General features: G+C 61.9%; 27 protein-coding genes. 11 read left to right on the top strand and 16 right to left on the bottom strand.

Features of this window, described 5'->3' with window-relative positions:
• Positions 1-43: 43 nt before the first annotated feature.
• From V6765_RS12180 to V6765_RS12140, 9 genes are all read right to left on the bottom strand, one after another.
• On the bottom strand, positions 44-1,525 hold the full coding sequence (locus V6765_RS12180) for a replicative DNA helicase (protein WP_448429103.1): 1,482 nt from the start codon (positions 1,523-1,525) through the stop codon (positions 44-46).
• 483 nt (positions 1,526-2,008) lie between these two features.
• Complete coding sequence (gene rplI / locus V6765_RS12175; protein WP_448429101.1) at positions 2,009-2,635, bottom strand: 50S ribosomal protein L9; 627 nt, start codon at positions 2,633-2,635, stop codon at positions 2,009-2,011.
• Positions 2,626-3,618 (bottom strand): DUF2232 domain-containing protein, encoded by a 993-nt coding sequence (locus V6765_RS12170; RefSeq protein WP_448429099.1) that lies wholly within the window; start codon positions 3,616-3,618, stop codon positions 2,626-2,628. The genes rplI and V6765_RS12170 overlap by 10 nt, the downstream gene beginning before the upstream one ends.
• Positions 3,619-3,973: 355 nt before the next feature.
• Positions 3,974-4,222 (bottom strand): 30S ribosomal protein S18, encoded by a 249-nt coding sequence (rpsR, locus tag V6765_RS12165; RefSeq protein WP_018062978.1) that lies wholly within the window; start codon positions 4,220-4,222, stop codon positions 3,974-3,976.
• Between the two features lie 23 nt (positions 4,223-4,245).
• Complete coding sequence (rpsF, locus tag V6765_RS12160; RefSeq protein ID WP_230721273.1) at positions 4,246-4,659, bottom strand: 30S ribosomal protein S6; 414 nt, start codon at positions 4,657-4,659, stop codon at positions 4,246-4,248.
• A gap of 330 nt (positions 4,660-4,989) precedes the next feature.
• The gene (locus V6765_RS12155; RefSeq protein WP_448429097.1) at positions 4,990-6,048 is read right to left on the bottom strand and encodes a hypothetical protein; all 1,059 of its coding nucleotides are present in this window, start codon (positions 6,046-6,048) and stop codon (positions 4,990-4,992) included.
• 907 nt (positions 6,049-6,955) lie between these two features.
• On the bottom strand, positions 6,956-7,711 hold the full coding sequence (locus V6765_RS12150; RefSeq protein WP_448429095.1) for a siderophore-interacting protein: 756 nt from the start codon (positions 7,709-7,711) through the stop codon (positions 6,956-6,958).
• 69 nt (positions 7,712-7,780) lie between these two features.
• Entirely contained in the window at positions 7,781-8,701 is a 921-nt protein-coding gene (locus V6765_RS12145) for a calcium/sodium antiporter (RefSeq protein ID WP_448429093.1), read from the bottom strand.
• Positions 8,702-9,018: 317 nt separating this feature from the next.
• Positions 9,019-10,065, bottom strand: coding sequence for an aldo/keto reductase (locus tag V6765_RS12140; RefSeq protein ID WP_448429091.1), 1,047 nt, complete (start codon positions 10,063-10,065; stop codon positions 9,019-9,021).
• 220 nt (positions 10,066-10,285) lie between these two features.
• Here V6765_RS12140 and fabD point away from each other — a divergent pair, with 220 nt between their 5' ends.
• From fabD to fabF, 4 genes are all read left to right on the top strand, one after another.
• Positions 10,286-11,230 (top strand): ACP S-malonyltransferase, encoded by a 945-nt coding sequence (gene fabD, locus V6765_RS12135; protein ID WP_448429089.1) that lies wholly within the window; start codon positions 10,286-10,288, stop codon positions 11,228-11,230.
• A gap of 49 nt (positions 11,231-11,279) precedes the next feature.
• The gene (gene fabG / locus V6765_RS12130; RefSeq protein ID WP_448429087.1) at positions 11,280-12,017 is read left to right on the top strand and encodes a 3-oxoacyl-[acyl-carrier-protein] reductase; all 738 of its coding nucleotides are present in this window, start codon (positions 11,280-11,282) and stop codon (positions 12,015-12,017) included.
• A 278-nt stretch (positions 12,018-12,295) separates the two neighbouring features.
• On the top strand, positions 12,296-12,532 hold the full coding sequence (locus V6765_RS12125; RefSeq protein WP_018062986.1) for an acyl carrier protein: 237 nt from the start codon (positions 12,296-12,298) through the stop codon (positions 12,530-12,532).
• A 227-nt stretch (positions 12,533-12,759) separates the two neighbouring features.
• Positions 12,760-14,022 carry a beta-ketoacyl-ACP synthase II gene (gene fabF, locus V6765_RS12120; RefSeq protein ID WP_448429084.1) on the top strand — a complete coding sequence of 421 codons (1,263 nt, stop codon included), beginning with the start codon at positions 12,760-12,762 and terminating at the stop codon, positions 14,020-14,022.
• Positions 14,023-14,078: 56 nt separating this feature from the next.
• Here fabF and V6765_RS12115 read toward each other — a convergent pair whose 3' ends face one another.
• Positions 14,079-14,243, bottom strand: a complete 165-nt coding sequence (locus tag V6765_RS12115; RefSeq protein ID WP_448429082.1) for a hypothetical protein — start codon at positions 14,241-14,243, stop codon at positions 14,079-14,081.
• Here V6765_RS12115 and mltG point away from each other — a divergent pair.
• The 3 genes from mltG (at position 14,242) to gmk (ending at position 17,006) form a co-directional block, all read left to right on the top strand.
• Entirely contained in the window at positions 14,242-15,393 is a 1,152-nt protein-coding gene (mltG, locus tag V6765_RS12110; protein WP_448429080.1) for an endolytic transglycosylase MltG, read from the top strand. The genes V6765_RS12115 and mltG overlap by 2 nt on opposite strands.
• 84 nt (positions 15,394-15,477) lie before the next feature.
• Entirely contained in the window at positions 15,478-16,365 is an 888-nt protein-coding gene (locus V6765_RS12105; RefSeq protein ID WP_448429078.1) for a YicC/YloC family endoribonuclease, read from the top strand.
• A gap of 2 nt (positions 16,366-16,367) precedes the next feature.
• On the top strand, positions 16,368-17,006 hold the full coding sequence (gmk, locus tag V6765_RS12100) for a guanylate kinase (RefSeq protein ID WP_448429076.1): 639 nt from the start codon (positions 16,368-16,370) through the stop codon (positions 17,004-17,006).
• A 47-nt stretch (positions 17,007-17,053) separates the two neighbouring features.
• Here gmk and V6765_RS12095 read toward each other — a convergent pair whose 3' ends face one another.
• Together V6765_RS12095 and V6765_RS12090 are read right to left on the bottom strand one after the other, a co-directional pair.
• On the bottom strand, positions 17,054-17,659 hold the full coding sequence (locus V6765_RS12095) for an alpha/beta hydrolase (protein WP_448429074.1): 606 nt from the start codon (positions 17,657-17,659) through the stop codon (positions 17,054-17,056).
• A 144-nt stretch (positions 17,660-17,803) separates the two neighbouring features.
• A complete protein-coding gene (locus V6765_RS12090; protein WP_448429072.1) occupies positions 17,804-18,736 on the bottom strand; it encodes a ring-cleaving dioxygenase in 933 nt (310 codons plus the stop codon).
• Positions 18,737-18,866: 130 nt separating this feature from the next.
• Between V6765_RS12090 and V6765_RS12085 the strand changes: the two genes are divergently transcribed.
• From V6765_RS12085 to V6765_RS12075, 3 genes are all read left to right on the top strand, one after another.
• Complete coding sequence (locus V6765_RS12085; protein WP_448429070.1) at positions 18,867-19,766, top strand: LysR family transcriptional regulator; 900 nt, start codon at positions 18,867-18,869, stop codon at positions 19,764-19,766.
• 120 nt (positions 19,767-19,886) lie between these two features.
• Positions 19,887-20,768 (top strand): DMT family transporter, encoded by an 882-nt coding sequence (locus V6765_RS12080; protein ID WP_448429068.1) that lies wholly within the window; start codon positions 19,887-19,889, stop codon positions 20,766-20,768.
• A 95-nt stretch (positions 20,769-20,863) separates the two neighbouring features.
• Complete coding sequence (locus V6765_RS12075) at positions 20,864-23,059, top strand: esterase-like activity of phytase family protein (protein WP_448429066.1); 2,196 nt, start codon at positions 20,864-20,866, stop codon at positions 23,057-23,059.
• 158 nt (positions 23,060-23,217) lie between these two features.
• Here V6765_RS12075 and fghA read toward each other — a convergent pair whose 3' ends face one another.
• The 4 genes from fghA to V6765_RS12055 are packed head-to-tail and all read right to left on the bottom strand — an operon-like array spanning position 23,218 to position 26,099.
• Entirely contained in the window at positions 23,218-24,048 is an 831-nt protein-coding gene (gene fghA, locus V6765_RS12070) for an S-formylglutathione hydrolase (protein WP_448429064.1), read from the bottom strand.
• A 13-nt stretch (positions 24,049-24,061) separates the two neighbouring features.
• On the bottom strand, positions 24,062-24,511 hold the full coding sequence (locus V6765_RS12065) for a YaiI/YqxD family protein (RefSeq protein WP_448429062.1): 450 nt from the start codon (positions 24,509-24,511) through the stop codon (positions 24,062-24,064).
• Positions 24,508-24,972: a GNAT family N-acetyltransferase gene (locus V6765_RS12060; RefSeq protein ID WP_448429060.1), complete on the bottom strand. Its 465-nt coding sequence runs from the start codon at positions 24,970-24,972 to the stop codon at positions 24,508-24,510. Before V6765_RS12060 ends, V6765_RS12065 begins: the two co-directional genes overlap by 4 nt.
• A complete protein-coding gene (locus tag V6765_RS12055; protein WP_448429058.1) occupies positions 24,972-26,099 on the bottom strand; it encodes an S-(hydroxymethyl)glutathione dehydrogenase/class III alcohol dehydrogenase in 1,128 nt (375 codons plus the stop codon). Before V6765_RS12055 ends, V6765_RS12060 begins: the two co-directional genes overlap by 1 nt.
• A 192-nt stretch (positions 26,100-26,291) precedes the next feature.
• Here V6765_RS12055 and V6765_RS12050 point away from each other — a divergent pair, with 192 nt between their 5' ends.
• Entirely contained in the window at positions 26,292-26,669 is a 378-nt protein-coding gene (locus tag V6765_RS12050) for a helix-turn-helix domain-containing protein (RefSeq protein ID WP_448429056.1), read from the top strand.

The following is a 26,669-nucleotide window of genomic DNA, read 5'->3' as shown; positions in this document are numbered from 1 at the left end:
TTGTTACGGCATGTATAGCGCGATTTCCGCGTTCGAGACAGAATTATTCGTCAAAACTTGAATAGGACGGGTCCGCCAGATCGGCAAAGCGCGTATAGGCCGCCTGGAAGGCGAGGTTGGCCGTGCCGGTGGGGCCGTGACGCTGCTTGGCGATGATCACGTCGGCGGTGCCCTTGACCTTGTCGTATTTCATCTTCCACTCGTCATAGGCGGGATCATCCGGGTCGCGCGGCTCGAGATTCTGGACGTAATATTCCTCGCGGTACACGAACAGCACCACGTCGGCGTCCTGCTCGATCGAGCCCGATTCGCGAAGGTCGGAGAGCTGCGGGCGCTTGTCCTCGCGGTTTTCCACCTGACGGGAAAGCTGGGAGAGCGCGATGATCGGCACGTTGAGTTCCTTGCCCAGGGCCTTCAGGCCGGTGGTGATTTCCGTCACCTCCTGCACGCGGTTCTCGCCGGATTTCTTGGAGCCGGTCATGAGCTGCACATAGTCGACCACCAGAAGGTCGAGCCCGCGCTGGCGCTTCAGCCGCCTTGCGCGCGCGGAAAGCTGGGCGATCGAGATGCCGCCGGTCTGGTCGATATAGAGCGGCACCTTCTGCATCGTCTGCGAGCAGGCGACCAGCTTGTCGAAATCGGCCTCGGTGATATCGCCGCGGCGGATTTTCGACGAGGAAACCTCGGTCTGCTCGGAAATGATACGGGTGGCGAGCTGCTCGCCGGACATTTCCAGTGAATAGAACGCGACGACGCCGCCCTGTTTCGCCTCGATGGTGCCGTCGGGCAGCACTTCGGGCTCATAGGACGAGGCGACGTTCCAGGCGATGTTGGTGGCAAGCGAGGTCTTGCCCATACCGGGACGGCCGGCAAGGATGATCAGGTCGGAGCGCTGCAGCCCGCCCATCTTGGCATCCAGCGTGGCAAGGCCAGTGGAGATGCCGGAAAGATGCCCGTCGCTTTCAAAAGCCTTGCCTGCCATGTCGATGGCAATCGACACCGCGTTCTCGAAGGTCTGGAACCCGCCCTCGTAGCGGCCGGTTTCGGCGAGCGCGAACAGCTTGCGCTCGGTCTCCTCGATCTGTTCCGACGGCGGCATGTCGATCGGCGCTTCATAGGCGGTGTTGACCACGTCCTCGCCGATCTCGATCAACTGGCGGCGGATCGCGAGATCATAGATCGTGCGGCCATAATCCTCGGCATTGATGATGGTTACGGCTTCCGCCGCAAGCCGCGCCAGATACTGCGCCACCGTCAGGTCGCCGACTTTCACATTGGCGGGCAGGTGGGTCTTGAGCGTGATCGTGTTGGCGATCTTGTCCATGCGGATCGTGTCGCCGGCAAGCTCGTAGATCTTGCGGTGGAGCGGCTCGTAGAAATGCTCGGGCTTCAGAAAGTCCGAAACCCGGTAGAAGGCCGAGTTGTTGACCAGGATCGCGCCCAGAAGCGCCTGTTCGACTTCCAGATTGTTCGGCGCTTCGCGTTGCGGTGCGGCGGCTTGGAAGGATGGCGCAAGATCGTTCATGGTGGCTTTCCGGAGGTTCCCGACTGGTTTGGCGAAGCATAGATGATCGTCACTGAGTCGCGTAGACATTCCCGCGATCGCATCGAACGCTCCCCAGTCTACTCGCTTTCCACAGGTCGAAAAAATAACGTGCCCGGTGGCAGGTACTGAGTCGCATTAACGCCTTGACATGATGACGCCGATTATACATCGCGCGCGTCTGAAGCCAAATGCAGTGCATGGGTGCAGTCCACGGCGCTCATGTGGTCACGAGGAAGTGCCGCGCGGTCAATCTCCCCCTTGAGGGGGAGATGCCCGGCAGGGCAGAGAGGGGTGAACCCTTTCCGCACGCACAGTGTATGCGGCTTATGCCCTATACCCCTCTCTGTCGCGTTCGCGACATCTCCCCCTCAAGGGGGGAGATTGGAGCCGTGGGGCTATGCCGAAAGAAAATGCCCGGCCTCGCGAGAGGCCGGGCACTTGAATACGGCAAGGCAAAAAGCCTTACTTGTCTTCGTCTTCGCCGGCTTCCTCGGAGGCTTCCGGGGCTTCTTCGGCTTCGTCGTCCAGATCGTAATCGGCATCCGGGTTGAAGAAGTCTTCCGGGCGCAGCGCGTCCTCGTCGACGCCGTAGATCGCGTCGGCGGAGGTGAGGTCTTCACCCTTGGCCTGGCGCTCGGCTTCTTCCTTGGTGCGGGCGACGTTCAGCTCGATGGTGATCTCGACTTCGGCGTGCAGGTGCAGCGCGACATTGTGCAGGCCGACGGTCTTGATCGGGGCATGCAGCTCAACCTGGTTGCGGCCGACATTGAAGCCCTCTTCGGCGAGGATTTCGACGACGTCACGAGCGGCGACCGAACCGTAGAGCTGGCCGGTTTCGCCGGCGGCGCGCACGGCGATGAAGGACTTGCCTTCCAGCACGTCGGCAACCTTCTGGGCTTCGTTCTTGCGCTCGAGGTTGCGGGCTTCGAGCACCGCGCGCTCGGCCTCGAAACGGGCCTTGTTGGCGGCGTTGGCGCGCAGCGCACGGCCGGTCGGCAGCAGGTAGTTACGCGCATAGCCATCGCGAACCTTTACGGTTTCGCCCATCTGGCCAAGCTTGGCGATGCGTTCAAGCAGGATTACGTCCATGGTTCATTCCTTTCATCATCATCATTGTTGTTGGTGGGCGCGCCCGGTGAAAGAGCGATCGCCCGACGCGTGTCGAGAAGGCCCATGACGACAAACACCAGGGCCGGGAAGGTAAAGATCAGCGAGAGGTAGGAGAGAATGATCACCGGCACGGCCCAGCTCTTGCCGCGGGCGGCAAGATGCATGCGGGCAAGGCCGGCAAGCAGAAACCCGCCGCCAAAGGCGCCGAGGCAGGCGGCGCCAATCAGACCGATCGGGCCGCCGAAGAAGAACGTCACCACCAGCGCGGCCAGGAAAACGAAGATCGCGTTGGTGTTCATGCGCAGCGCCACGGCCACATCCTCGCGCGGGCGGTTGGACAGGCCCGATGCGATGGCGATGCGGCTGGCGAAATGGAAGGCGACGAACAGCAGGATCACCGAGGTCGCGCCCTGCACCATCGGCAGGAGCACGGCAAACATCGCCTTGTACTGCGCGATCAGCGCCGGTTCGAGGGCAAGTTCGGGGTTCTCGGAGTTCAGCGCGTCGATGACGGCGTCGATCACCTGGCCGGTGGTGTCGGGGCCGTAGCCCGCGACCGTGCCGACCACGATCAGCGCCAGCGTCACGGCGGCGCAGAGATGCATCATGATGTCGGCCAGCGGATACCAGGCCATCTGGCCGTCCGGACCGCCGATCTCGGTGGCCGGGCGCGCCAGATTGCCGAGATGGCTGAGCCAGCCGGCGGGGATCAGCGTGACGGCGAGCGTATAGAGCGCGAAGAAGGGCGAGGCGAGCGCAAGCCCCAGCGCGCCGGCAACCACGATGCCGACGATGGCGGGCAAAAGCCCATAGCCGAGGCCGGCAATCAGGATGGGAAGGGCGGAGGCGGCGGCAAGCAGCGTCGAAAACAGCACGGTAACGCCGGCGGCATAGGCAAGCGCAAAGGCTGCCACGCCGGAAAGCGCACCGATCAGCAATGTTCTTGCGTTAAGCGTCTTCATCTCGCTGTCCTGCCGTTCAAGCAGTTAGGGAAAGCAATGTTTCCCAACCTGGGTTATGTTCTCGGCTGCTGCGCGCCCACCGCGCCGGAGCCGTTTTGGAGGATTTTCGTCCTCCAGTAGCGCCGCTCTCCAACAATCTCTCCCCCTGAGGGAGAGATGTCGCGAAAGCGACAGAGAGGGGTGAACCCTCTCCGCATATTCAGAATTTCGGTTCTCGCGCTGCACCCCTCTCTGCCCTGCCGGGCATCTCCCCCTCAAGGGGGGAGATCGACCTTACGGCAGCGCCGCCCGCGAAAGGGCATGAAGGCGCGTTACGCGAGACAGAGCAGGCGGGTCGCCCCGCCCACCAAAAACCTTACGAAACGACGTAGGGCAGAAGGCCGAGGAAGCGGGCGCGCTTGATGGCGCGGGCCAGTTCACGCTGCTTCTTCTGGCTGACGGCGGTGATGCGCGAAGGCACGATCTTGCCGCGCTCGGAAATGTAGCGCTGCAGCAGACGCACGTCCTTGTAGTCGATCTTCGGCGCGTTGGCGCCTGAGAACGGGCAGGTCTTGCGACGGCGGTTGAACGGGCGACGCGTCGGGATAGAAGCGATGGCTACCATTGTGATTATCCTTTATCTCAAGATCAGAAGCGCGGGCGGCGTTCGCCGCGGTCGCCGCCACGGTTGTCACGGCCGCCGTCGCGTCCGCCATCACGGCGGGGACGGTCGTCGCGGTCGCGCTTCTGCATCATGGCCGACGGACCTTCCTCATGCGCTTCGACCTTGATGGTCATGTAGCGCAGGATGTCTTCATTGATGCGCATCTGGCGTTCCATCTCGTGGATCGCGGCAGCAGGGGCATCGATGTCCATCAGCGCGTAATGCGCCTTGCGGTTCTTCTTGATGCGGTAGGTGAGGGACTTCAGGCCCCAGTTCTCGATACGGCCGACCTTGCCGCCGTTTTCCTCGATCAGTCCCTTGTACTGCTCGACGATGGCGTCAACCTGCTGGGCCGTGATGTCCTGGCGGGCCAGGAACACGTGTTCGTAAAGTGCCATTGATATTTGCCTTTCTTGCGTTTCCAGGACCCGGACTTCGGCGGCTAAGCCTCAACGACTGCTCCTGAGGGGAAACCCCGGCAAGAAAAGCGTTAGACGAGACGGTCGAGAGCGGCGACACGGGAGGCAGGCGCTTTTACCGCGCCAGGCATTTCCGCCACAGCGAAAACAGCCCTCCGTTCAGCCACCAGCCTGAAGACCGGACCTTTGGATGAGCGGCTTATACGGATTTTCGGGCGGAATGCAAGGGGTGGGGGATGATTGGACAACCGCTGGACATCCAAAGACAGTCGGTTTTACGGTGTAATTGAAAAATGGCGTTGCTTCGGATCAGCCCGAAATATCGACTTCCATTTTCGAGAGCAGCCACCCGAAAGGAAAGTGGTGATCTACTCCGCAGTTGCGGCAAGTCATCCTCTCGGAGATAAAAAAACGAGCTGCATTTCGCTTCTGCACACGTAATTGCTCGCCACAATGTGGGCAATTCATGAATTGCCCAAAATTAGAGTTAACGAAATTTACCATATTCGGGCGCCCAGGCAAAAAGATAGCCTCAAATGCGCCTATTGAGGTAACGATCATCCATTGGGTATATTTTTCGCTCACTGATGCCATGCGTTCATATAGCGTTATCTGCATCGTGTGAATAAATAAGAGTATTGTCGATATTTGTTGATATGTTTCGCCAGTGAATACGTCGTTGTCGAGTGGGTTTTTAAAAATAAAATTGATGTTATAGTTCTCAGTTTGATTTCTTTTATATTCTGTAACAAAATGTGTCGCCTTGTCGAAAATCTGCGACATTCCAGAATCGTTTTTAAAATTGAAAAGTGTGTCGTATATATAATCTGGAGTTGTGAAGCTTGAGACCCTAATTTTTTCTAAAGCTTGCGAAATAAGTCGTCTCTTTCCAGATTCATCTAAATCTTTCCTATTTAGCAATGATTTTGAGTCATTTTTCAACGTCTGGAAAAATAATTTTTCGTCTGCGCACATGAAAGATAAAAGAAGTAATCCCTCTTTTAGAGGTTTTCGCAGAAGGGAGTATGCAACTGTGAATTTCCTTTTTTCGAATGACTTTAGAGATTCGTAAATGAAGTGAAGCATATCTGCAAAAAGAGAATTGCAGATATGGTTTATTACGACTCTTCTTTCGATTTCCTCTCTTCCTGAATCAGAAAGATAATCGAGAATATTTTCATATTCTAAAATTTTTTCCTTCTCTTCTGGGCTAATATTAAAGGATACGTCGGCAGCTTTCTCCGTTTCCATTCTAATGAGTAGCCCGGCCATCAAGTCGTGCAGGTGGAAACAAAACTCATGCTGCGCGCGATACCTTTGAGGTATATTTTTCAGACGGTCCTCACCGATAATTCCGATCTCGTCCAATCCTCACCTACCCCATCGTTTCCAGATTCATAAAGATAGTAGTTTACTAGAGTTTTTAGTTTATGGCAGTATCACGATAAATTTTCTGTGTGCATAATTTTGGGCAGATTACGCCCTTACATAAAAGCCATATATATCCTACACTTTTGATCAGTTGGAGACCTTCTTCGGCGGTGTAGTTATCGATTGCGACCTGGAGAATTACTAGCCCAGTATCTAGCGACTCTCCATCCTGCGGAAACTGTCAGTGCCACCGGCAGCGCTAGGTAGCTGAAGAGAATTATGGCGAGCGGTCCTATGGCGGTCGCAGGGTAGTCGCCTCCGCAGGGAGTGCCGGACAACACGGCGTTGAGCCATGCTTCCCGTGTCAGCGCCAGTAGCGCCAACGATGTCGCGGTCGCGATCGAGCAGGAGAGCCGGGACGCGCGGCCTGTGTAAAAACCCCATGCCATGAGGCCGATTGCGCCAAGCAGAAGCGGCGCGGAAAGGATGGCTCCTGTCATGAAGGGGTCAACCGAGCCTTGCGTACATGTGCCGGTGAAACCAAGGAGCTGCAAGGGAAAGGCAGGCGTCATCGCGACGGTGGCGGCCATGACCCATGCCTTGCCGTAGGCGAGCAGGAGCGATACGACAAGCGGCAAGATTACGAGGACGGCAAGGATTGTCTTTATCGTAACCACAACCGCCCCTCAATACCGGCAAACGTCCCGTTCCGTGCCTCCGTTGGCTACGCCCTGGCTCGTAGGACCACAATGCAAATGCATTTACCACTTATGGGGCCCCGTTCCAAAGAAATGCGTGGCGTCGACTTCGCCGCACGTCGAAAGTACCGAATGCAGGCGAGTATCGACGCTACGACCGCGATGACGGCGGCGGGGTCATGCCACCAGCCCCGCGAACGCCCCTCTCACCCCGCCGCCGTCTCTGCATCAGCCCGTTTCACCACCCGGTGCTGATCCTCACCAAGCCCCTGTTTCCAGTAGCTGGAAATATAGAGCTGATCCGGACCAAGACCGCGTTCCTGCCTGAGATACGCCCGCACACGCCGCATGGTTTCGAATTCGGCGGCGCACCAGGCGTAGACGCGGCCGTTGCGCCAGGGGAGGGCGCGGACGAAGGTTTCGAATTTTTGCGGGTGATGGCCGGGTTCGGGGTTGATGAGCCAGTGCAGGGTGACGCCTTCGGGGTGGGGGAGGTCCTGGCGGTCCGCTTCGCTCTGGATCTCGATCACCGCGTCGCCCACGGCATCATCGGGCAGGGCCTCCAGATTGACGGCGATGGCGGGGAGCGCGGTCATGTCGCCGGCGATGAGATACCAGTCGGCGCCGGGCGCAAGCGGCTTGGCCGGGCCCGGTCCGCCGACGGTGATCGTCTCGCCGGGCTGAACGGACTGCGCCCATGACACCGCCGGTCCGCCGCTGCCGTGATCGCCGTGGAGCGCGAAATCGATGTCGAGGGCATCCGCCGTCTGGCAGCGGATCGTGTAGGTGCGCACCATCGGCTTTTCATCGGGGCCGGGCAGCATCAGCTTCACATAGCCGCCGTCCTGGCGAGGGGGAAACTGCGCCATGGCGGGGCCGCCAATGGTTACGCGTCGCATATTCGGGGTGATTTGCGCCGTGGAGAGGACCTCGAAGCGCTTCGGTTCCGGTCGTTTGTTCATCGCTTTAATATGACTATTATTATCATGTTTAGCAAGGCGCGACATGAAGGCTGGGCGCGCTACACAAGGCTACACAAGCGCCCAGATATACCCCGCATAGGCCGCCAGCATCGCAGCGCCCGTCGCCCGGTGGAATTTCGGGGCGAAGAACAGCATCAGCGCGAAGAACACGGTCGCGGCCAGCATCACCGGCACGTCGAAGGTGGCGAAGCCTTCCGGGACGGGGAGCGGCGCGATCACGGCGGTGGCGCCGATGATGCAGAGTATGTTGAAGATGCAGGAGCCGGTGACATTGCCGATCGCGACATCGGAATGGCGCTTGAGGGCGGCCACGACGGCGGTGGCGAGTTCCGGCAGGCTGGTGCCGAGCGCCACGACCGTGAGCCCCACCACCGCGTCGGAAATGCCGAAATGGGCGGCAAGCTCGGTCGCGCCGCGGATCAGGAGTTCCGCGCCGATGATCAGCAGGATGAGCCCGGCGACGATCAGCACCGCCATCTTCCAGACCGGCATCGCGCCATCGGCCGGCAGCTCGGGCTTGGTCTCGGTCGCGACGGCGAAGCGGTAGGTCCGGTAGAGGAACAGCGCGAGCAGCGCCAGAAGCACGAGGCCGGCCGTCCGCCCGATCACGTCAAACTGCACGAGGAAGAGGAGGAGGATGGAGGCGCTCGTCATGGCGATGGCATCGCGGCGCACATCCCGGTTCCAGCCGGAAATCGGGAAGATCACGGCTGCCGCGCCGACGATCAGCAATATATTGGCGATGTTGGAGCCGACCACATTGCCAAGCGCGATGCCCGGCGCGCCGGTGAGCGCGGCGCGGATGGAAACCAGAAGCTCGGGCAGCGAGGTGCCGAAGCCGACGATGATCAGCGAGGCCACCAGCGGCGATATCCCCATCCGCCGCGCGGTCGCAACCGCGCCTGAAACCAGCCATTCCGCTCCGAAGTAAAGCCCGACAAGTCCGAGCGCGATATAAAGAAAATCCAATGCAAGTCCCCGTGTTAGCCGGCCGTCTCCGGCGTTTGAGGTCGATATGGGGACTTATGCGCAAGAGACAATGAGGCGGGACGGAAATTGGTTTGAGGAAAGCGCCGGGACCGGGGTGAAAGTGCTGCGCACGGCGTCGCAGCCCAAATCTCCCCCCTTGAGGGGGAGATGTCGCGAAAGCGACAGAGAGGGGTAAAGGGCGTAAGCCCTAAAAGCCGCAAGCTCCGAACCTATCGAGAGTGTTCACCCCTCTCTGCCCCTGTCGGGGCATCTCCCCCTCAAGGGGGGAGATTGTTTGGGGGCTCTGCGGCTGGGCCTCAGATCGGCGCCGGGAAAGCCCGGTGCACCCTTGCGATATCGCCGAGAATGTCGTCGGTCATGGCCACGTCTGCTGCGGCGATGTTGGTCTTGAGCTGGTCCATCGAGGTCGCGCCGATGATGGCGGCGGTCACGAAGGGGCGCGACAGCACGAAGCCGATCGCCATCTGCGCCGGGTCCAGCCCGTGGGTTTCGGCAAGCTTGCAATAGGCGTCCACCGCCGGTTCCTGATGCTCCTGCAGGCGGCCGCCGAGATCGGCAGACGAGACCGCCGCGCGCGAGCCTTCGGGCCGCTTTCCGTTGCGGTATTTGCCGGTGAGAAGCCCGGCAGAAAGCGGCGAGAATGCCAGCAGGCCGACATCCTCGTGAAAGGCGAGCTCCGCCATATCGAGATCGTGGTGGCGGTAGAGAAGGTTGTATTCGTTCTGCACGGTGGCGATGCGCACGCGATCCTTCGTCTCGGCGCGTTCGAGATATTTCATCGTGCCCCAGCAGGTCTCGTTGGAAAGGCCGACCGCGCGGGTCTTGCCGGCCTTTACCAGTTGGTCGAGCGTGTCCAGCGTCTCGGCGATATCGACGCGGGCCTGATGCCGGTCCTGCCCGAAGGGGTTGTAGGACCATGAATTGCGGAAGTGGAAGTGGTCGCGGTTCGGCCAGTGCACCTGATAGAGATCGATATAATCGGTCTTCAGCCGCTTCAGGCTGTCGTCGAGCGCGGTGCGGATACCCTGCGGCGTCATCGGGCTGCCGTTCCTCACCCATGGCCTGCCGGGGCCGGCCACCTTGCTGGCCAGCACGATGTCGTCGCGCTTGCCGCGCGCCTTTAGCCATTCGCCGATATACTCTTCCGTCCGGCCATAGGTTTCCGGGCCGATCGGGGTTACCGGATACATCTCTGCCGTGTCGAAGAAGTTGACGCCGTTTTCCACGGCATAGTCCATCTGGGCGGCGGCCTCTTCCAGCGTGTTCTGCGTGCCCCAGGTCATGGTGCCGAGGCATATTTGCGAAACCTCGATGCCGGTGCGGCCCAAACTTTTGATTTTCATGAATTTACCTTGAGAAAAGACTTGCGTGATTGGTGACGCGACTTTAGCGCGAAGCGCCGCGGGCGCAAGCGCATCAAGGCTTTTTTCCGCGCCGGTCCCGCAGCGGCGCATCCGGCGCGCCCTTGACTTGGGCGAGCGAAACGTCAATTGGAGAACGAAAACCGACGCGAACCATAGATGGCGCGCGCGGGGAGGTTTCACGGCAAAGAGGCTGATCGAGATGAGCGTTGCATTCACCTTTCCCGGACAGGGAAGCCAGACCGTCGGCATGGGCAAGGCGCTGGCGGACGAATTCACGGCCGCAAGGCTGGTGTTCGAGGAAGTCGATGACGCGCTCGGCGAAAAGCTCTCCGCCACGATCTGGGAAGGCCCTGAGGATCAGCTCCAGCTCACCGCCAACGCCCAGCCGGCGCTGATGGCGGTCTCGCTTGCAACCGTCAGGGTGCTGGAAGCCGAAGGCCTCGATCTGGCCAAGGACATTTCCTATGTCGCCGGCCATTCGCTCGGCGAATATTCGGCGCTCTGCGCTGCCGGCACTTTCTCGCTGGCCGATACCGCGCGGCTCCTGCGTATTCGCGGCAACGCCATGCAGCGCGCGGTGCCCGTCGGCAAGGGCGCGATGGCGGCGATCATCGGGCTTGAGTTCGAAGATGTCGAGGCGCTCTGCGAAAAGGCGTCCGCCACCGGCGTCTGCCAGATTGCCAACGACAATGGCGGCGGCCAGGTGGTGATTTCCGGCGAAAAGGCGGCTGTCGAAAAGGCCGTCGAGATCGCGACGGAGAAGGGCGCCAAGCGCGCGCTGATGCTTCCGGTCTCTGCACCCTTCCATTGCGCGCTGATGGCGCCCGCCGCCGATGCCATGGAAGAGGCGCTGGCGGAGGTGCGTCGCGGCGAGCCGGTTGTGCCGGTCATCGCAAATGTCCGCGCTGCTCCCGTTTCCGATCCTGACGAGATCACGAAGCTGCTGGTCGAGCAGGTCACGGGCCGGGTGCGCTGGCGCGAAACGGTAAGCTGGTTTGCGGCAAATGAAATCGAAACGCTCTACGAAGTCGGCGCCGGCAAGGTGCTGACCGGTCTTGCGCGTCGCATCGAACGCTCGCTGAACGGTGTAGCCATCGGCGCGCCGGGCGACATCGACGCGGCGCTGAAGGCGATCAAGGGCTGAAACCGAAACAGCCCGGCACTGACGGGCAAACATCTGACGAGGTTATGACATGTTGGATCTGACTGGCCGAAAGGCGCTCGTTACCGGCGCCAGCGGCGGCATTGGCGAGGCGATTGCCCGCATGCTCCACGCTCAGGGCGCAACCGTGGCGCTGCACGGAACGCGCGCGGAAAAGCTCGAGGCGCTCTCCGGCGAGCTTGGCGAACGCACCCATGTGTTCCCCGCCAATCTTTCGGATCGCGAAGCCGTCAAGGCGCTCGGCGAGAAGGCCGAGGCGGAGCTTGAGGGCATCGATATCCTGGTCAACAATGCCGGCATCACCAAGGACGGCCTGTTCGTGCGCATGAGCGACGCGGACTGGGAAAGCGTGCTGGAGGTCAATCTCACCGCAGCCTTCGTGCTGACGCGCACCATCATGCATCCGATGATGCGCCGCCGCTTCGGCCGGGTCATCAACATCACCTCGATCGTCGGCGTCACAGGCAATCCGGGACAGGCCAATTATTGCGCCGCCAAGGCCGGCATGATCGGCTTTTCGAAATCGCTGGCGCAGGAAGTCGCGCCGCGCAACGTCACGGTCAACTGCGTGGCCCCCGGCTTCATCGAAACCGCGATGACCGACAAGCTGAACGACAAGCAGAAAGAGGCGATCCTCGGCGCGGTGCCCATGAAGCGGATGGGCAGCGGGGATGACATTGCCGCAGCCGTTACCTATCTTGCCTCCAACGAGGCTGGCTACGTGACGGGCCAGACCTTGCATATCAATGGCGGCATGGCCATGATCTGACATCGCGGTCCGCTCCACGCGGGCCGTCGAAAATGCTGGAGAGACCGGCAACGCGGTGTTTTTTGGGCTTTGCGCTCAGAACAAAGCATGGTAAGCGGGCCGGGACTGCCAAGAATGGTCCAGCGAACGAAGCCCGGTCGATCGGCCGGGATTTCGGTTTAAGTGGGCTTTGGTTCACATATCCGCCGCGGCATTTTCCATGTTGGAAGGCCGGCGGCTTTCACATAGCGGATGTCAGAGGCATCCGGTAGAACTTGAGACAGGTCGAGGAAACCGACATGAGCGATATCGCAGAACGCGTTAAGAAAATTGTAGTTGACCACCTGGGCGTGGATGCCGACAAGGTTGTCGAAAGCGCCAGCTTCATCGACGATCTCGGCGCCGACTCGCTCGATACCGTCGAGCTGGTCATGGCCTTCGAAGAAGAGTTCGGTGTGGAAATCCCCGACGATGCCGCTGATTCGATCCTCACGGTCGGCGATGCCATCAAGTTCATCGAAAAGGCCCAGGCCTGATCGATTGAAAATTCAGGGCGGCGTTCGGGTCATACCTGCAACCCGCCTCGAACGGCCCGATCAGTCGGGCCATTTTTTTGTCCGGCGTTCCGGGACGGGGGCGCTTCAAGGACGGTTTTGCGCTCGTGACGAGAGCGTTTATAGTCGGACGAATGCCGATTCCGCTCGGCGCCGGCCGAAGCCGGTCACGAAGACAAGAAACTTGAGAGAATGGGGGCGATCCACCAATGAGGCGTGTCGTAATCACCGGTCTGGGCATGGTAACGCCGCTTGGCTGCGGAACCGAGGCAACCTGGTCGCGTCTGCTTGACGGCGTCAGCGGCGCAGGCAAGGTCACCGCGTTCGAGACGGAAGATCTCGCAGCCCGGATCGCATGCTCGATCCCGCTTGGCGACGGCAGCGATGGAACCTTCAATGCCGATCAGTGGCTGGAACCGAAGGAACAGCGCAAGGTCGATCCGTTCATCACCTATGCGATCGCGGCAGCCGACATGGCGCTGGCCGATGCCGACTGGCACCCCGAAAGCGACGACGACCAGATTGCCACCGGCGTGCTGATCGGCTCCGGCATCGGCGGGCTCGAAGGTATCGTTGAAGCCGGCTACACGCTGCGCGATCGCGGTCCCCGCCGCGTTTCCCCGTTCTTCATTCCCGGCCGTCTGATCAATCTCGCTTCCGGCCAGGTCTCGATCCGCCACAAGCTGCGCGGCCCCAATCATTCCGTGGTCACGGCTTGCTCGACGGGCGCGCATGCCATCGGCGACGCCAGCCGCATCATCGGCTTCGGCGATGCCGACGTGATGGTCGCCGGCGGGACGGAATCGCCGATCTGCCGCATCGCGCTCGCCGGTTTTGCCGCCTGCAAGGCGCTCTCCACCAATTTCAACGACGATCCGCAGCGCGCCTCGCGCCCCTATGATGTCGATCGCGACGGGTTCGTGATGGGCGAGGGCTCCGGCATCGTGGTGCTGGAGGAACTTGAACACGCCAAGGCCCGCGGCGCCAAGATCTATGCCGAGGTTGTCGGCTATGGCATGAGCGGCGATGCCTTCCACATCACCGCGCCGAGCGAGGACGGCGAGGGCGCTTTCCGTTGCATGACCTCCGCGCTGAAGCGCGCCGGCATCGCGCCGTCGGAAATCGATTACATCAACGCCCACGGCACGTCGACCATGGCCGATACGATCGAGCTCGGCGCCGTCGAGCGGCTGCTGGGCGATGCCGCCGGCAAGGTGTCGATGTCCTCCACCAAGTCCGCGACCGGCCACCTTCTGGGTGCGGCCGGCGCGATCGAGGCGATCTTCTCGACGCTCGCGATCCGCGACAATGTCGCGCCGCCGACGCTCAACCTCGACAATCCCGAGCGCGAAACGGCGATCGATCTGGTGCCGAAGGCGGCTCGCAAGCGCAATATCGATGTTGCGCTGTCGAACTCCTTCGGCTTCGGCGGCACCAATGCTTCGCTGGTGCTGCGGCGCTACGCGGATTGAGCCGACCGCCATTGTGGACATGGAAAAGAAACGGCTGACATTTTGCAGCCGTTTTTTTATTGAAGAGCAGGCTTTGGCAGCCGTTGATGACGAATCAGCGCCGCCATCCGGCTAAGCTTCGACTGGCCGTTTTCATCCGGTTCGCCGGCAATGTCGGACATTGATAACAACACCGGCAATTCATTTGGGTCAGGCGGCTTTCCGAAGTCGTCGAGGAACATGCGAAAAGGGGGTCCGGTGAGCGGCTCGGATCAGGACAGTGAGCGCGGTTCGGCGCCGGAACGCAGACCGGCGGCGGTTAAATCGGCCAAGCAGGCGCTGAGGCCTGAGCGTGTACCCCAACCAAGCGCGCGTTCGAAGAAGGCCAAGAGCCCGGTCGTCATCCTGCTTAATTTCATGATGACGCTGCTGGTGCTGTGCTGCCTCGGCGCAATCGCGATCTATTACTACGCCATGTCGAGCTATCGCGATCCCGGTCCGCTGGCCGCCGACACGGAATTCACGGTGAAGAGCGGCGCGGGTCTGGCGATGATCGCGCGTGACCTGGAGCGCGCGGGCGTGATCTCGGATTCCCGGATTTTCCGCTATGTGACCGCGGCGCGCATGCGTGACGGCGAGACCCTGAAGGCCGGCGATTACGAGATCGAGGCGGGCGCTTCGATGCAGGAGGTCGCCGATCTTTTCGAATCCGGCAAGTCGATCCTGTTCAGCATCTCCTTTCCCGAGGGGCTGACGGTGCGCGAAGTCTTCGACAAGCTTGCCGCCGACCCGAACCTTTCCGGCGACCTGCCGGAAGAATTGCCGCCGGAAGGCAGTCTGATGCCGCAAACCTTCTCCTTTGCGCGCGGAACGCCGCGCATCGAGATCGTCGAAAAGATGCGGGCGGGTCAGGAGGCGCTGGTCGATGAAATCTGGCTGCAGCGCGCCAGGGACCTGCCGATCGAGAACAAGGAGGAATTCCTCACCCTGGCCTCGATCGTGGAAAAGGAAACCGGCGTGGCGGAAGAGCGGCCGCTGGTGGCGGCGGTGTTCCTCAATCGTCTCAAGCGCGGCATGCGCCTCCAGTCCGATCCGACCGTGATCTACGGCATCTTCGGCGGCGAGGGAAAGCCTTCCGATCGCCCGATCTACCGCTCCGATCTCGACAAGGAAACGCCGTACAATACCTATCGCATCAACGGTCTGCCGCCGGGGCCGATCGCCAATCCGGGACGCGATGCGCTGGAGGCTGTGGCCAACCCCGCCGAGACCGATGCGCTGTATTTCGTTGCCGATGGCAGCGGCGGTCACGCCTTCGCCGAGACGCTGGATGAGCACAACGCCAATGTGCGGGCATGGCGCAAGGTCGAGGCCGAGCGTTCCGCCAACTAAAAACCGTGCGTTTGCCTGTCTATTGCGTTCCGACGTTGCGTCAAATCCTGTAGTGTGCCGCCACGCGAGCGTTAGCGAGGGACCATGACACACCAATCGATGACAGGTTTTGCCCGCAGTCAGGGGCAGTTTGACCGCTATCGCTGGACCTGGGAGCTGCGTTCGGTCAACGGCAAGGGCCTCGATCTGCGTCTCAGGCTGCCGCAGGGTTTTGACCATCTCGAAAGCGCTGTCAGAAAACTTGCCGCCGCAAGGATGACGCGCGGCAATGTGCAGGTCGCGCTCAACCTCAGCGTATCGGACAGCAAGCTCGAACTGGCCGTCAATGACAGCGCGCTCGAGGCCGTGCTCGATCTCAAGACCCGGCTTGCTTCCAGACTGGATGATTCGCGCCTGTCGCTCGAAGGATTGCTGGCGATTCGCGGCATCGCCGAACTGCGCGAGGCGGAGGAGGGCGGCGAGACCCTTCAAAAACGCGAAGCCTTGATCCTGCGCGATCTGGAACTCGCGATCGATCGGCTCGCTTCGATGCGGGCGGAGGAGGGCGAGAAGATCGTCGCCGTGCTGCAAGGGCAGGTCGACGCGATCGAGGCGCTGACGGACGATATCGAGGCGGACCCCTCGCGCCAGCCCGCCATGATCGCGGCGAAACTCTCCGAACAAGTGCAGCGGCTTCTTGAGGCGGCTCCCTCGCTTGAAAGCGACCGGCTCTATGCCGAGGCGGTGCTGCTTGCCACCAAATCCGATATCCGCGAGGAAATCGACCGGCTGCGCGCCCATGTGACGGCCGCCCGCGCGCTGCTGGCCGAGCCCGGGCCGTGCGGGCGACGGCTCGACTTCCTCGCGCAGGAATTCAACCGCGAGACCAATACGATCTGTTCGAAGTCCAATTCGGTGGGGGTGACGGCCGCCGGGCTTGAATTGAAAACGGTCGTCGATCAATTTCGCGAGCAATTGCAAAATCTGGAGTGAGCATGGACGTGAGCGAAACGGTGAGACGACGGGGCGTGATGCTGGTGCTGGCGGCGCCCTCCGGCGCCGGCAAATCGACGATTGCACGGCGGCTTCTGGCCGAGGACCCGATGATCGATCTGTCGATCAGCGCCACCACGCGGCAGATCCGCCCGAGCGAGCGCGAGGGCGTGCATTATTTCTTCATGGACCCGGACGGCTTCATGAAGAAGCGCGACGAGGGCGCGTTTCTGGAGTGGGCGGAAGTGCACGGCAATTACTACGCCACGCCGAAGGCCGCCGTCGAACAATCGCTTGCCGCCGGTCGCGACGTGCTGTTCGATATCGACGTGCAGGGCGCCGAGCAGTTGAAGCAGGCCATGCCCGGCGATGTCGTCGGCATCTTCGTGCTGCCGCCGTCGATGGAGGCGCTGAGGGCGCGGCTTCTGGCGCGCGCAGAAGACAGCAAGGCCGCCATGGAAGTGCGCCTCAAGAACGCCACCGGCGAAATCTCGCACTGGCGGGACTACGAATATGTCGTCATCAACGACGATCTCGACGATGCCTACGACCTCGTCCGCTCGATCCTGCGCGCCGAACGCGCCAAACGCGAACGCGAAACGGCAATCCCGCGTCACGTCGAAAGCCTGCTGGGCCAATAGGGCCTGCCGCATCCGGCGCGTTGCCGGATGCGACCAGATCGCCTTCGTCAGGTCTTGAGGAAGGCGGCGACGTCGTCGATCTCCTCCGGGCGGATTTCGTGGCCGCCGGGATGGAAGAGTGAGCCAACTGCAGCTTTCTGCGCTTCGAAATAGCCGATCAGGGCCTGGGTCAGCGATGGCGGGCAGATCGGGTCGCGCTCGCCCGCCGTCACCAGGATTTGCTTGCCGGCGAGGTCGGTATTGTCCCTGGGTGTCCAAGGGATCAGCGGGTGGAGCAGCGCTGCGCGGTCGAAGAGCTCCGGTCTTCCGAGAAGCACCGCGGCGAGAATATTGGCGCCGTTGGAATAGCCGATGCCATAGACAGGCCGGCCGGGATTGGCCGCCCTGTGCATCTCGATGAAGCGGGTCATCTTCTCCGTGCGGCGGGCGAGATCGTCCATGTCGTAGACGCCTTCACCGGTGCGCCGGAAAAAGCGCAGGGCGCCATGCTCCGATACATCGCCACGCGGTGACACGATGGCCGCGTTTGGCAGAATCTGGTCCAGCAGCGGCACGAACTGGTTTTCGTTGCCGCCCGTCCCATGAAAGCTGAATACGAGCGGTTTTCCGGCCGCGCCCTCACGCGTGAAGGCCTGATACGTGTCGTTTGTCATGATCTGTTGCTCCAGCCGGCAGCTATCCGCCGGCGTCAGTCGGACCCGGCTTTGCCGGGGTCCAGGGAAATGGGGACAATACCAAGGACTGAGAATCAGAACCCGCCCGTCCGGAGGCAATGCTCCGGACGGGCAGGGGCTGGATCAATCCTTGATCGGCGTCAGGATTTCCTCGATCTTGGCGCGATGCTGCTCATACTGTGGCGGCAGTTTCAGCGCCTCGCCGAGATGGGCCGTGTCCTCGTCGGCGTCGAAGCCCGGTTCGTTGGTGGCGATTTCGAACAGTACGCCGCCGGGCGTGCGGAAATAGATCGCCCAGAAATAGTTCCGGTCGATCACCGGGGTGACCTGATAGCCGGTGTCCATCAACGCCTTGCGGACGTCGAGCTGGGCGGCGCGATCTTCAACCGCGAACGCGATGTGATGAACGGAGCCTGCGCCCTGACGGGCGGCGTTGGCCGAAGGCAGGGTCTGGATGTCGATGACATCGGCGCCATTGCCGTTGCCGATCGCAAAACGAGTCCAGTCATCCTTGCTGTCGACCTTTTCATAGCCCATGAAGCCGAGCAGTTCCGCCGTCGCGCCGCTGTCCGCCAGCCGCAGGCTTGCGCCATGGAAGCCACGGATCGCCTCTGCCTCGGCGATATCGCCCTTGAGCCACCCGGCGCGGTCGTCATTGTCGACTTCAACCAGCGCAAAGGCATCCCGGTCGGGACCCGAGAAATGCAGCCGCTTTTCGCCGAAGACTTCGCTTTCCGCGATATCCTTGATGCCGAGTGTCTGCAGGCGTTCCTTCCAGAAAGCGATCGAGCCCTTCGGAACGGCAAACAGTGTTTCGCCGACTTCGCCCGCGCCCGGCCTGCCGGCTGCAATGTGCGGGAAGGGAAAATAGGTCATCACCGAACCGGGCGTGCCGACTTCATCGCCGTAATAGAGATGATAGACATCCGGGGCGTCGAAGTTCACGGTCTTCTTGACGCGGCGAAGACCGAGCGTGCCGGTGAAGAAGTCGTTATTGGCCTGTGCATCCGCCGCCATCGAGGTGATGTGATGCAAGCCCTTGATCTGCTGTAACATCAAACTGTTCCTTGCCTTACCGGGCGACTGTGTCGCGCCTCGTTTCTGGACACAAGATGGGTCCTGAAACGCGAAACGATAAGTGGAATAAAATTTACAATATTATTGCAAAATACGTAATAATTGTCTCATGAAGGATCTGAACGACATCCGCGTTTTCCTGAGCGTCGCAGAGCTCGGGAGCTTTGCCGCAGCGGCGCGCACACTTGCGATGACCGCGCCGAGCGTGACGCGGGCCGTTGGCGCGCTGGAGGAACGGCTCGGCGTACAGCTTTTCGTGCGCACCACCCGCCAGGTTTCGCTCACCTCGGCGGGAGCGATCTATGCGGCGCGGATGCGGCCGTTGCTGAATGCCTTCGACGATGCCAGCGAGGAGGTGCGCGCGCGGGAAAGCGCCGTCAGCGGCCACATCCGGCTGAATGCGCCGCTCTCGCTTGGCCAGCAGATATTGCCGGACGTGCTGTCCGGCTTCCGTTCGGAGCATCCCGCGATCAGCCTTTCGGTGACGCTGGAGGACAGCTTCGTCGATATCGTCGGCGCACCCTACGATCTGGCGATCCGCATTTCCGGCCCGCCGGACGACAAGTCGACGATCTGGCGCAAGCTGTGCCCGGTCCGGCGGGTGCTGGTGGCCTCGCCCGGCTTTCTCGCCGCCAACGGAACGCCGCAAACGCCCGACGATCTTGCCGCCGCAGCCTGCCTCGCCTTCGACGCCGAGGCGACGGGTGAAACCTGGGAGCTGACGAGCGCCGGCAAAAGTCGGCGGGTGAGGGCGGGGACGAAACTCGCCGGCAATAACGGCGAACTGCTGGCAAGGCTCGCCGAAAATGGCGAGGGGGTCGCGTTGCTTCCGCACTTCATCGTCGAGGAGGCGCTGGGGCAGGGGCGGCTGACGCAGGTGCTTTCCGACTGGACGCCGCCGGAACTGTGGCTGACGCTCTACTATCCGCCCTATGAACGCCTGCCGATCCGGGTGGCCCGGTTTTCCGATTTCTTCGAAGCCTATGTCACCCGCGTGCGACCGCTGTGAATGCAGCGGAGCCTCTTCCTCAACCCGTTTGTCGTGTTACGCGAAGCAGCTTGCCGAGGGGCGACAAGTTCTTTACCTGTGACGTGAGTTACTGCATGTGCTGAAGGGGCTACCGCGCGTATGGCTAAGGCAATCTATCGCTCTCCGGCTCTGACCGGGGCCTTCTGGATGGTGATGGCCGGCGTGGTCTACGCGGCCGGCAATGTGGCGCTTCAGCAGGTGACGATGAATATGGGGTTTGCGCCATCGTCGGTCGCCTTCTGGCAATATGGCATCGCGCTGGTCTTTGCCGTGCCCTATCTCTGGCGCACCGGGCTTTCGGTGATGAAGACCAGCCATCCGTGGCAGCATATCTTTCGCGTCGCGCTCTCCGCGCTTGGCGTGCAGGCCTGGGCGATCGGCCTTGCCTCGGTTCCGATCAGCCAGGCGATCGCGCTGGTCATGACCTCGCCCTTCTTCATCATCGTCGGCGCGAAGCTGTTCCTCGGCGAGACGGTCGGCCCGTCGCGCTGGATTGCGACGGCGGTCGGTTTCACCGGCGCGCTGCTGATCCTGCAGCCCTGGTCGGAAAGCTTCACCTGGGCGGCGCTGTTGCCGGTCGCCTCCGCGCTTCTGTGGGGCGGAACCTCGCTGATCACCAAGCGGCTGACCGCCCATGAACGGCCCGAATCGATCACCGTCTGGCTCCTGATGCTGCTGACGCCGATCAATGCGCTGGTCGCCATCGGTGGCGGCTTTGCCGTGCCGACCGGCGATATCATCTGGATCATGCTGGCGCTCGGCCTGCTGACGGCGCTGGCGCAATATTTCCTGACGCTTGCCTATTCGAGCGCCGATGCGGCCTATGTCCAGCCATTTGACGATCTGAAACTGCCGCTCAACGTGCTCGGCGGCTGGCTGGTGTTCGGCTATGCGCCCGATACGCTATTCTGGATCGGCGGCGTGATGATCCTCTGCGCCTCGCTTTCGATCATGCTGATCGAGCGGCGAAGGGAGAAGTAGGCGGGGTTGTCACCGTCCTGTCATCGCCGCGTAATCCTGCTGTCACACCGCGCGCGCAGAACCCTCCGGACATCATCACCTTGGAGGGTATATTCATGCGATTCCGTCTCACCGGCGCGGCCTTGAGCGCAGCACTTCTGGCTTCCGCCGCTTTCCCCGCCGCCGCCGAGCCCGTCTTCAACCGCATTGCGGTCTTCTCCGTCGCCGAAAACCTGCCCGCCGACATGGACCCCGCGACCGAGACCTCGGCCGAAATCATCGCGGCCAGCGAAGATGGCAACACGCTGATCTATTCCGACAGCCCGCTGGGTGCCATCGGCTTCGTCGACATCACCGACATGAAGGCCCCGGCAGCGCTCGGCATCACCAAGCTTGAGGGCGAGCCGACCTCGGTTGCCGTTTCCGGCCCCAAGGCGCTGGTCGGCGTCAATACGTCGGAAAGCTATACCGATCCGTCCGGCTTCCTCGGCGTTGTCGATATCGCCTCGCGTACGCTGGAAAGCCAGTGCGATCTCGGCGGCCAGCCTGATTCTGTCGCCGTTTCGCCGGATGGCTCGATCGTTGCCATCGCGATCGAAAACGAGCGCGACGAAGAGCTGAACGACGGCGAAATCCCGCAGATGCCGGCCGGCGATCTGGTGATAATTTCGCTCAATGACGGCGTTGCCGATTGCGCCACGGTCAAGCACGTTGCCCTGACCGGTTTCTCCGAGATGGTCGCGCCTACCGATCCGGAGCCGGAATTCGTCGATATCAACGGCGACAATGAAATCGTGGTGACGCTGCAGGAAAACAACGGCATCGCCATCATCGACGGCAATACCGGCGAAGTGAAGAACCACTTTTCCGCAGGCTCCGTCGATATCAGCGGCGTTGATATCGAAAAGGACGGCAAGCTCGATTTCACCGGTTCGCTTTCCGGCATCGCGCGCGAGCCCGACACCGTCAAATGGCTCGACAATGACCGCTTCGCCATCGCCAATGAGGGCGATTACAAGGGCGGCTCGCGCGGCTTCTCAATCTTCTCCGATGCCGGCGAACTGCTCTATGATTCCGGTAATTCGTTCGAGCGCGCCGTGGCCTCGATTGGCCATTTCCCGGACAAGCGCGCGGGCAAGAAGGGCGTCGAGCCCGAGGGCATGATCAAGGGCACCTTCGGCGACACCAATTATCTGTTCGTGCTCTCCGAGCGCGCCTCCGTCGTCGGCGTCTATGACGACAGCGCCGCCGATGCACCCGAACTCGTGCAGCTCCTGCCGTCCGGTCTTTCACCGGAAAGCGGCGTTGCCATTCCGGCCCGCAACCTGCTGGTCACCGCCAACGAGACCGACCTCGGCCCCGATGGCGGCGTGCGCGCCCACGTCATGCTCTACGCTTACGAAGACGCCGAGCCGAACTATCCGCAGATCCTCTCCGATGTCTCGCGCGATGAACTGATCGGCTTCGGCGCGCTTTCGGGCCTCGCCGCCGATCCGAGCGATGCTTCGAAGCTCTACGCCGTCAATGACAGTTTCTATTCCGCCCAGCCGTCGATCTTCATCATCGACGCCGCGCAGAAGCCGGCGATGATCACCGATGTCATCCGCGTCACCCGCGATGGCGCGCCGGCTGAAAAGCTCGACCTTGAGGGCGTTGCGACCGATGGCCAGGGCGGCTTCTGGCTCGCCTCGGAAGGCAATCCCGACAAGGAAGTGCCGCATGCCGTCTACCATGTAGATGGCACCGGCGCGATCACCGAGACGATCGAGCTTCCCGAGGAATTGCTCGCCAACCAGACCCGCTTCGGCATGGAAGGCATCACCACGGTCGGCGAGGGCGATGACCTGACGCTGTGGATGGCGGTGCAGCGCGAATGGGAAGATGACGAGAAGGGCTTCGTCAAGCTGCTCGCCTACAAACCTGCCACTAAGGAGTGGGGCGCGGTCGCCTATCCGCTGGAAACGCCGGAACAAGGCTGGATCGGTCTTTCCGAGATCACGGCGAACGGCGACAGCGTCTACATCATCGAGCGCGACAACCAGATCGGCGAGGCCGCAAAGCTGAAGAAGCTCTACAAGGTCGCCCTTTCCGACATGCAGCCGGCCCCGATCGGCTCGGATCTGCCGGTCGTCAACAAGGAAGAGGCCGCCGATCTTCTGCCGCTGATGAAGTCCGCCGCCAACGGTTTCGTCGTCGACAAGATCGAAGGCTTCACCATCGCCGCCGACGGCACGGCCTACGCGGTCACCGACAATGACGGGGTGGACGACTCCTCCGGCGAGACGCTGTTCTTCACGGTATCGCTGAACTGATCGTTACCGTATTCGAAAACAAGGAGGCCGGGCGTTACTGCCCGGCCTCTTTGCGCTGATAACGTTCAACGATCGCATGCGAAGACGTCGCATTCCCCTGAGGCTCGCGAAGCTTTCCGGACGAGCCGACCATGGTCAGCTTGCTGCCGGCAGGTCTCTTACACCCGTTCGGCGTGCCAGCGCAGGTGATCGTCCATGAAGGTCGAGATGAAGTAGTAGGAGTGGTCGTAGCGCTCGTGCATGCGCAGCGTGAGTTCGATATCCGTGCCCTTGACGGCCTCCTCGAACATCCACGGCTTCAGCCCGTCCTCCAGGAAATTGTCGGCCGTGCCCTGGTCGATCAGGAAGGCGGGAAAGCGTGCGCCATCCTCCACCAGCGCGCAGGCATCGTGCTTGCGCCAGACGGACTGGTCGGTCCCGAGATACTTCGTGAACGCGCCTTGCGCCCAGGCTGACGTCGAGGGCGAGACGATCGGCGCGAAGGCGGAGCAGCTCTTGTAGCGGCCGGGATTTTTCAGCGCCAGCGTCATCGCGCCGTGGCCGCCCATGGAGTGGCCGAAAATGCCCTGACGGTCCATGTCGACGCGGAAGCTCTTGGCGATCAGCGCCGGCAGTTCCTCGGTGATGTAGCTTTCCATCCTGTAGTGTTTCGACCACGGCTCCTCGGTGGCATCGATATAAAAGCCAGCGCCCTTGCCGATCTGCCAGTCCGTCAGCGCGTCGGCGACATCCGTGCCGCGCGGGCTGGTGTCCGGGCAGACGATGATCAGGCCAAGCTCGGCGGCCATGCGCCGGTACTCGCCCTTTTCCATGACATTGGCATGGGTGCAGGTGAGGCCGGAGAGATACCACAGCACGGGGCATGGCCGCTCGACGGCCTGCGGCGGAAGGAAGACCGCGAAGGTCATCTCGCATCCGCAGGCTTCCGATTCGTGCGAGAAGACGCCCTGCATGCCGCCGAAGGCGGTGTTTTCGGAAATAATGTTCATCGTGATTCCTTCGTCATTCACCGGAGGACTTCGCCTTGCGGCAAAGCTGTTCCATGGTTTGCAGAAAGGCCGAGCGGTCGCGGGGCGAGAACGGCGCATTGTAGCCCTTGCTCTCGCCGGTCTCGCGCAGGTGCTGGCCGAGATCGCGCATGGCGCGGGCCATGCCGATATTCTTTTCGTCGAAGACCCGGCCCGTGGGCCCCGTGACCAGCGCGCCGGCGGCCACGCAGCGCTCGGCAAGCGGCACGTCGGCGGTCACCACGATATCGCCGGGGCCGGCGCGCTCCGCAATCCAGTCATCGGCGGCATCGAACGCGCCGGAGACGATGACGTTTTTTATCATCGGATCGCGCGACGGGCGAAGGCCGGTATTGGCGACAAAGGTCACGGGCAGGCCGTGCCGCTCCGCCACCTTGACCACCTCCGGCTTCACCGGACAGGCATCGGCGTCGACATAGATCATGAGGCGCGCCTTGCGGCAGCGCGAACCATGTCCACATGCGGAATGCCGTCTTCGAGGTATTCCGCCGAGGTGACGCTGAAGCCGAGAGCGCCATAGAAACGCTGCAGATGGGCCTGCGCGGAAATCGCGATCGCCGCGCCCGGCGCGCGTTTTTCGCAGGCGGCAATTGCCTCCCGCATCACGCGCTCGCCAAGACGCTGGCCGCGATAATCGGGCGCGACGACGACGCGGCCGATTCGCGCTTTACTCGTCGTCGCGTCGGCTGCGAAGATGCGGGCATAGGCGGCCAGCCGGCCGTCTTCCAGAAGGCGCAGATGCAGCGCCTCAGGGTCCTTGCCGTCGATTTCGGGGTAGGGGCAGTTTTGCTCGACCACGAAGACGTCAATCCTCAGCCGGAACAGTTCATGCAACTCGCCCGGCGTGAGCGCATCCAGCCGGGCGATGTCGACGGTCAATGCCATCAGTAGAGGACGACCGAGCGGATGCTCTCACCGCTGTGCATCATGTCGAAGCCCTTGTTGATGTCTTCAAGCTTCAGTAGATGGGTGATCATCGGGTCGATCTCGATCTTGCCGTCCATGTACCAGTCGACGATCTTCGGCACGTCGGTGCGCCCGCGCGCGCCGCCGAATGCCGTGCCCATCCACGAGCGGCCGGTCACGAGCTGGAACGGACGGGTGGAGATTTCCTGACCCGCGCCGGCGACGCCGATGACGACCGACTTGCCCCAGCCGCGATGGGAGCTTTCCAGCGCCTGACGCATGACGGTGGTATTGCCGGTGCAATCAAACGTGTAATCCGCGCCGCCGATCGTGTCCGCGCCGCGCTTCGTCAGGTTGATAAGGTAGGGAACGAGGTCCTCGCCGATCTCCTTGGGATTGACGAAATGGGTCATGCCGAAGCGCTCGCCCCATTCCTTCTTGTCATTGTTGAGGTCGACGCCGATGATCATGTCCGCGCCGGCGAGCCTGAGACCCTGGATGACGTTGAGGCCGATGCCGCCGAGACCGAAGACGATCGCGGTCGCGCCGATTTCCACCTTGGCCGTGTTGATCACCGCGCCGACGCCGGTGGTCACGCCGCAGCCGATGTAGCAGACCTTGTCGAACGGCGCGTCCGGGTTGATCTTGGCGACCGCGATTTCCGGCAGCACCGTGAAATTGGCGAAGGTCGAGCAGCCCATATAGTGGTAGAGCGGCTTGCCATCGAGCGAGAAACGCGAGGTGCCGTCAGGCATCAACCCTTGACCCTGGGTCGAGCGGATGGCGGTGCACAGGTTCGTCTTGCGCGACAGGCAGGAGGGGCATTCGCGGCACTCGGGCGTGTAGAGCGGGATCACGTGATCGCCCTTCTTCACCGAGGTCACGCCCGGGCCGACATCGACCACCACGCCCGCGCCTTCATGGCCGAGGATCGCCGGGAAAATGCCTTCCGGGTCCGCGCCCGACAGCGTGAAATCGTCGGTATGGCAAATGCCCGTGGCCTTGACCTCGATCAGCACTTCGCCCGCTTTCGGGCCCTCGAGCTGAACATTCATGATTTCCAGCGGCTTTCCCGCTTCAACAGCCACTGCGGCGCGTACATCCATCGGCGTTACTCCCGGATTCTCTTGTTTTCGTGAACCGAGTTTCGCATGCGCGCTCTATCATCGGCAAGTATGCAAGCGACCAATTTCAGTTGATTTGCGGAAAGCGGCGGGTGTGGGTGGCGGTTTTGCCCGCGATTGGCTATGAAGGGTCAAGACCGGGCAAACCGGCGCGGTTTTCGGGAAGGAAGCGCAATGGACGAGAAATTCTACGCCGACGACACCCTCGGCGGCAGGCTGCTTGCCGCGCGCGAAAGCGCAGGATTGAGCCTCGATACCGCTGCCGCGCGGCTTGGCGTTGCGCCACTGACGCTCAGGAACTGGGAATGCGACCGCGCCGAGCCGACCGTCGAGCGCCTGGTGAAGATCGCCGCGATCCTCGGCGTGCGCCCCTTCTGGCTGATTTCCGGCGACTGGGAAGACGATTGCGGCGAGGCCGGGATGAAACACACCGACATGGTGATGGGAATCAACCGCGTGGGAAAGACCGGCCGCCGCGACGGCGATGCCAAAGGCACCGCATCGCGCGCGCGTCTTTCAGGCTTTGCGACCGGCAACAGGACGCTGCAATAA

The organism is Martelella sp. FOR1707, from assembly GCF_053484265.1.
This window is presented reverse-complemented; position numbering and strand designations above follow the sequence as displayed.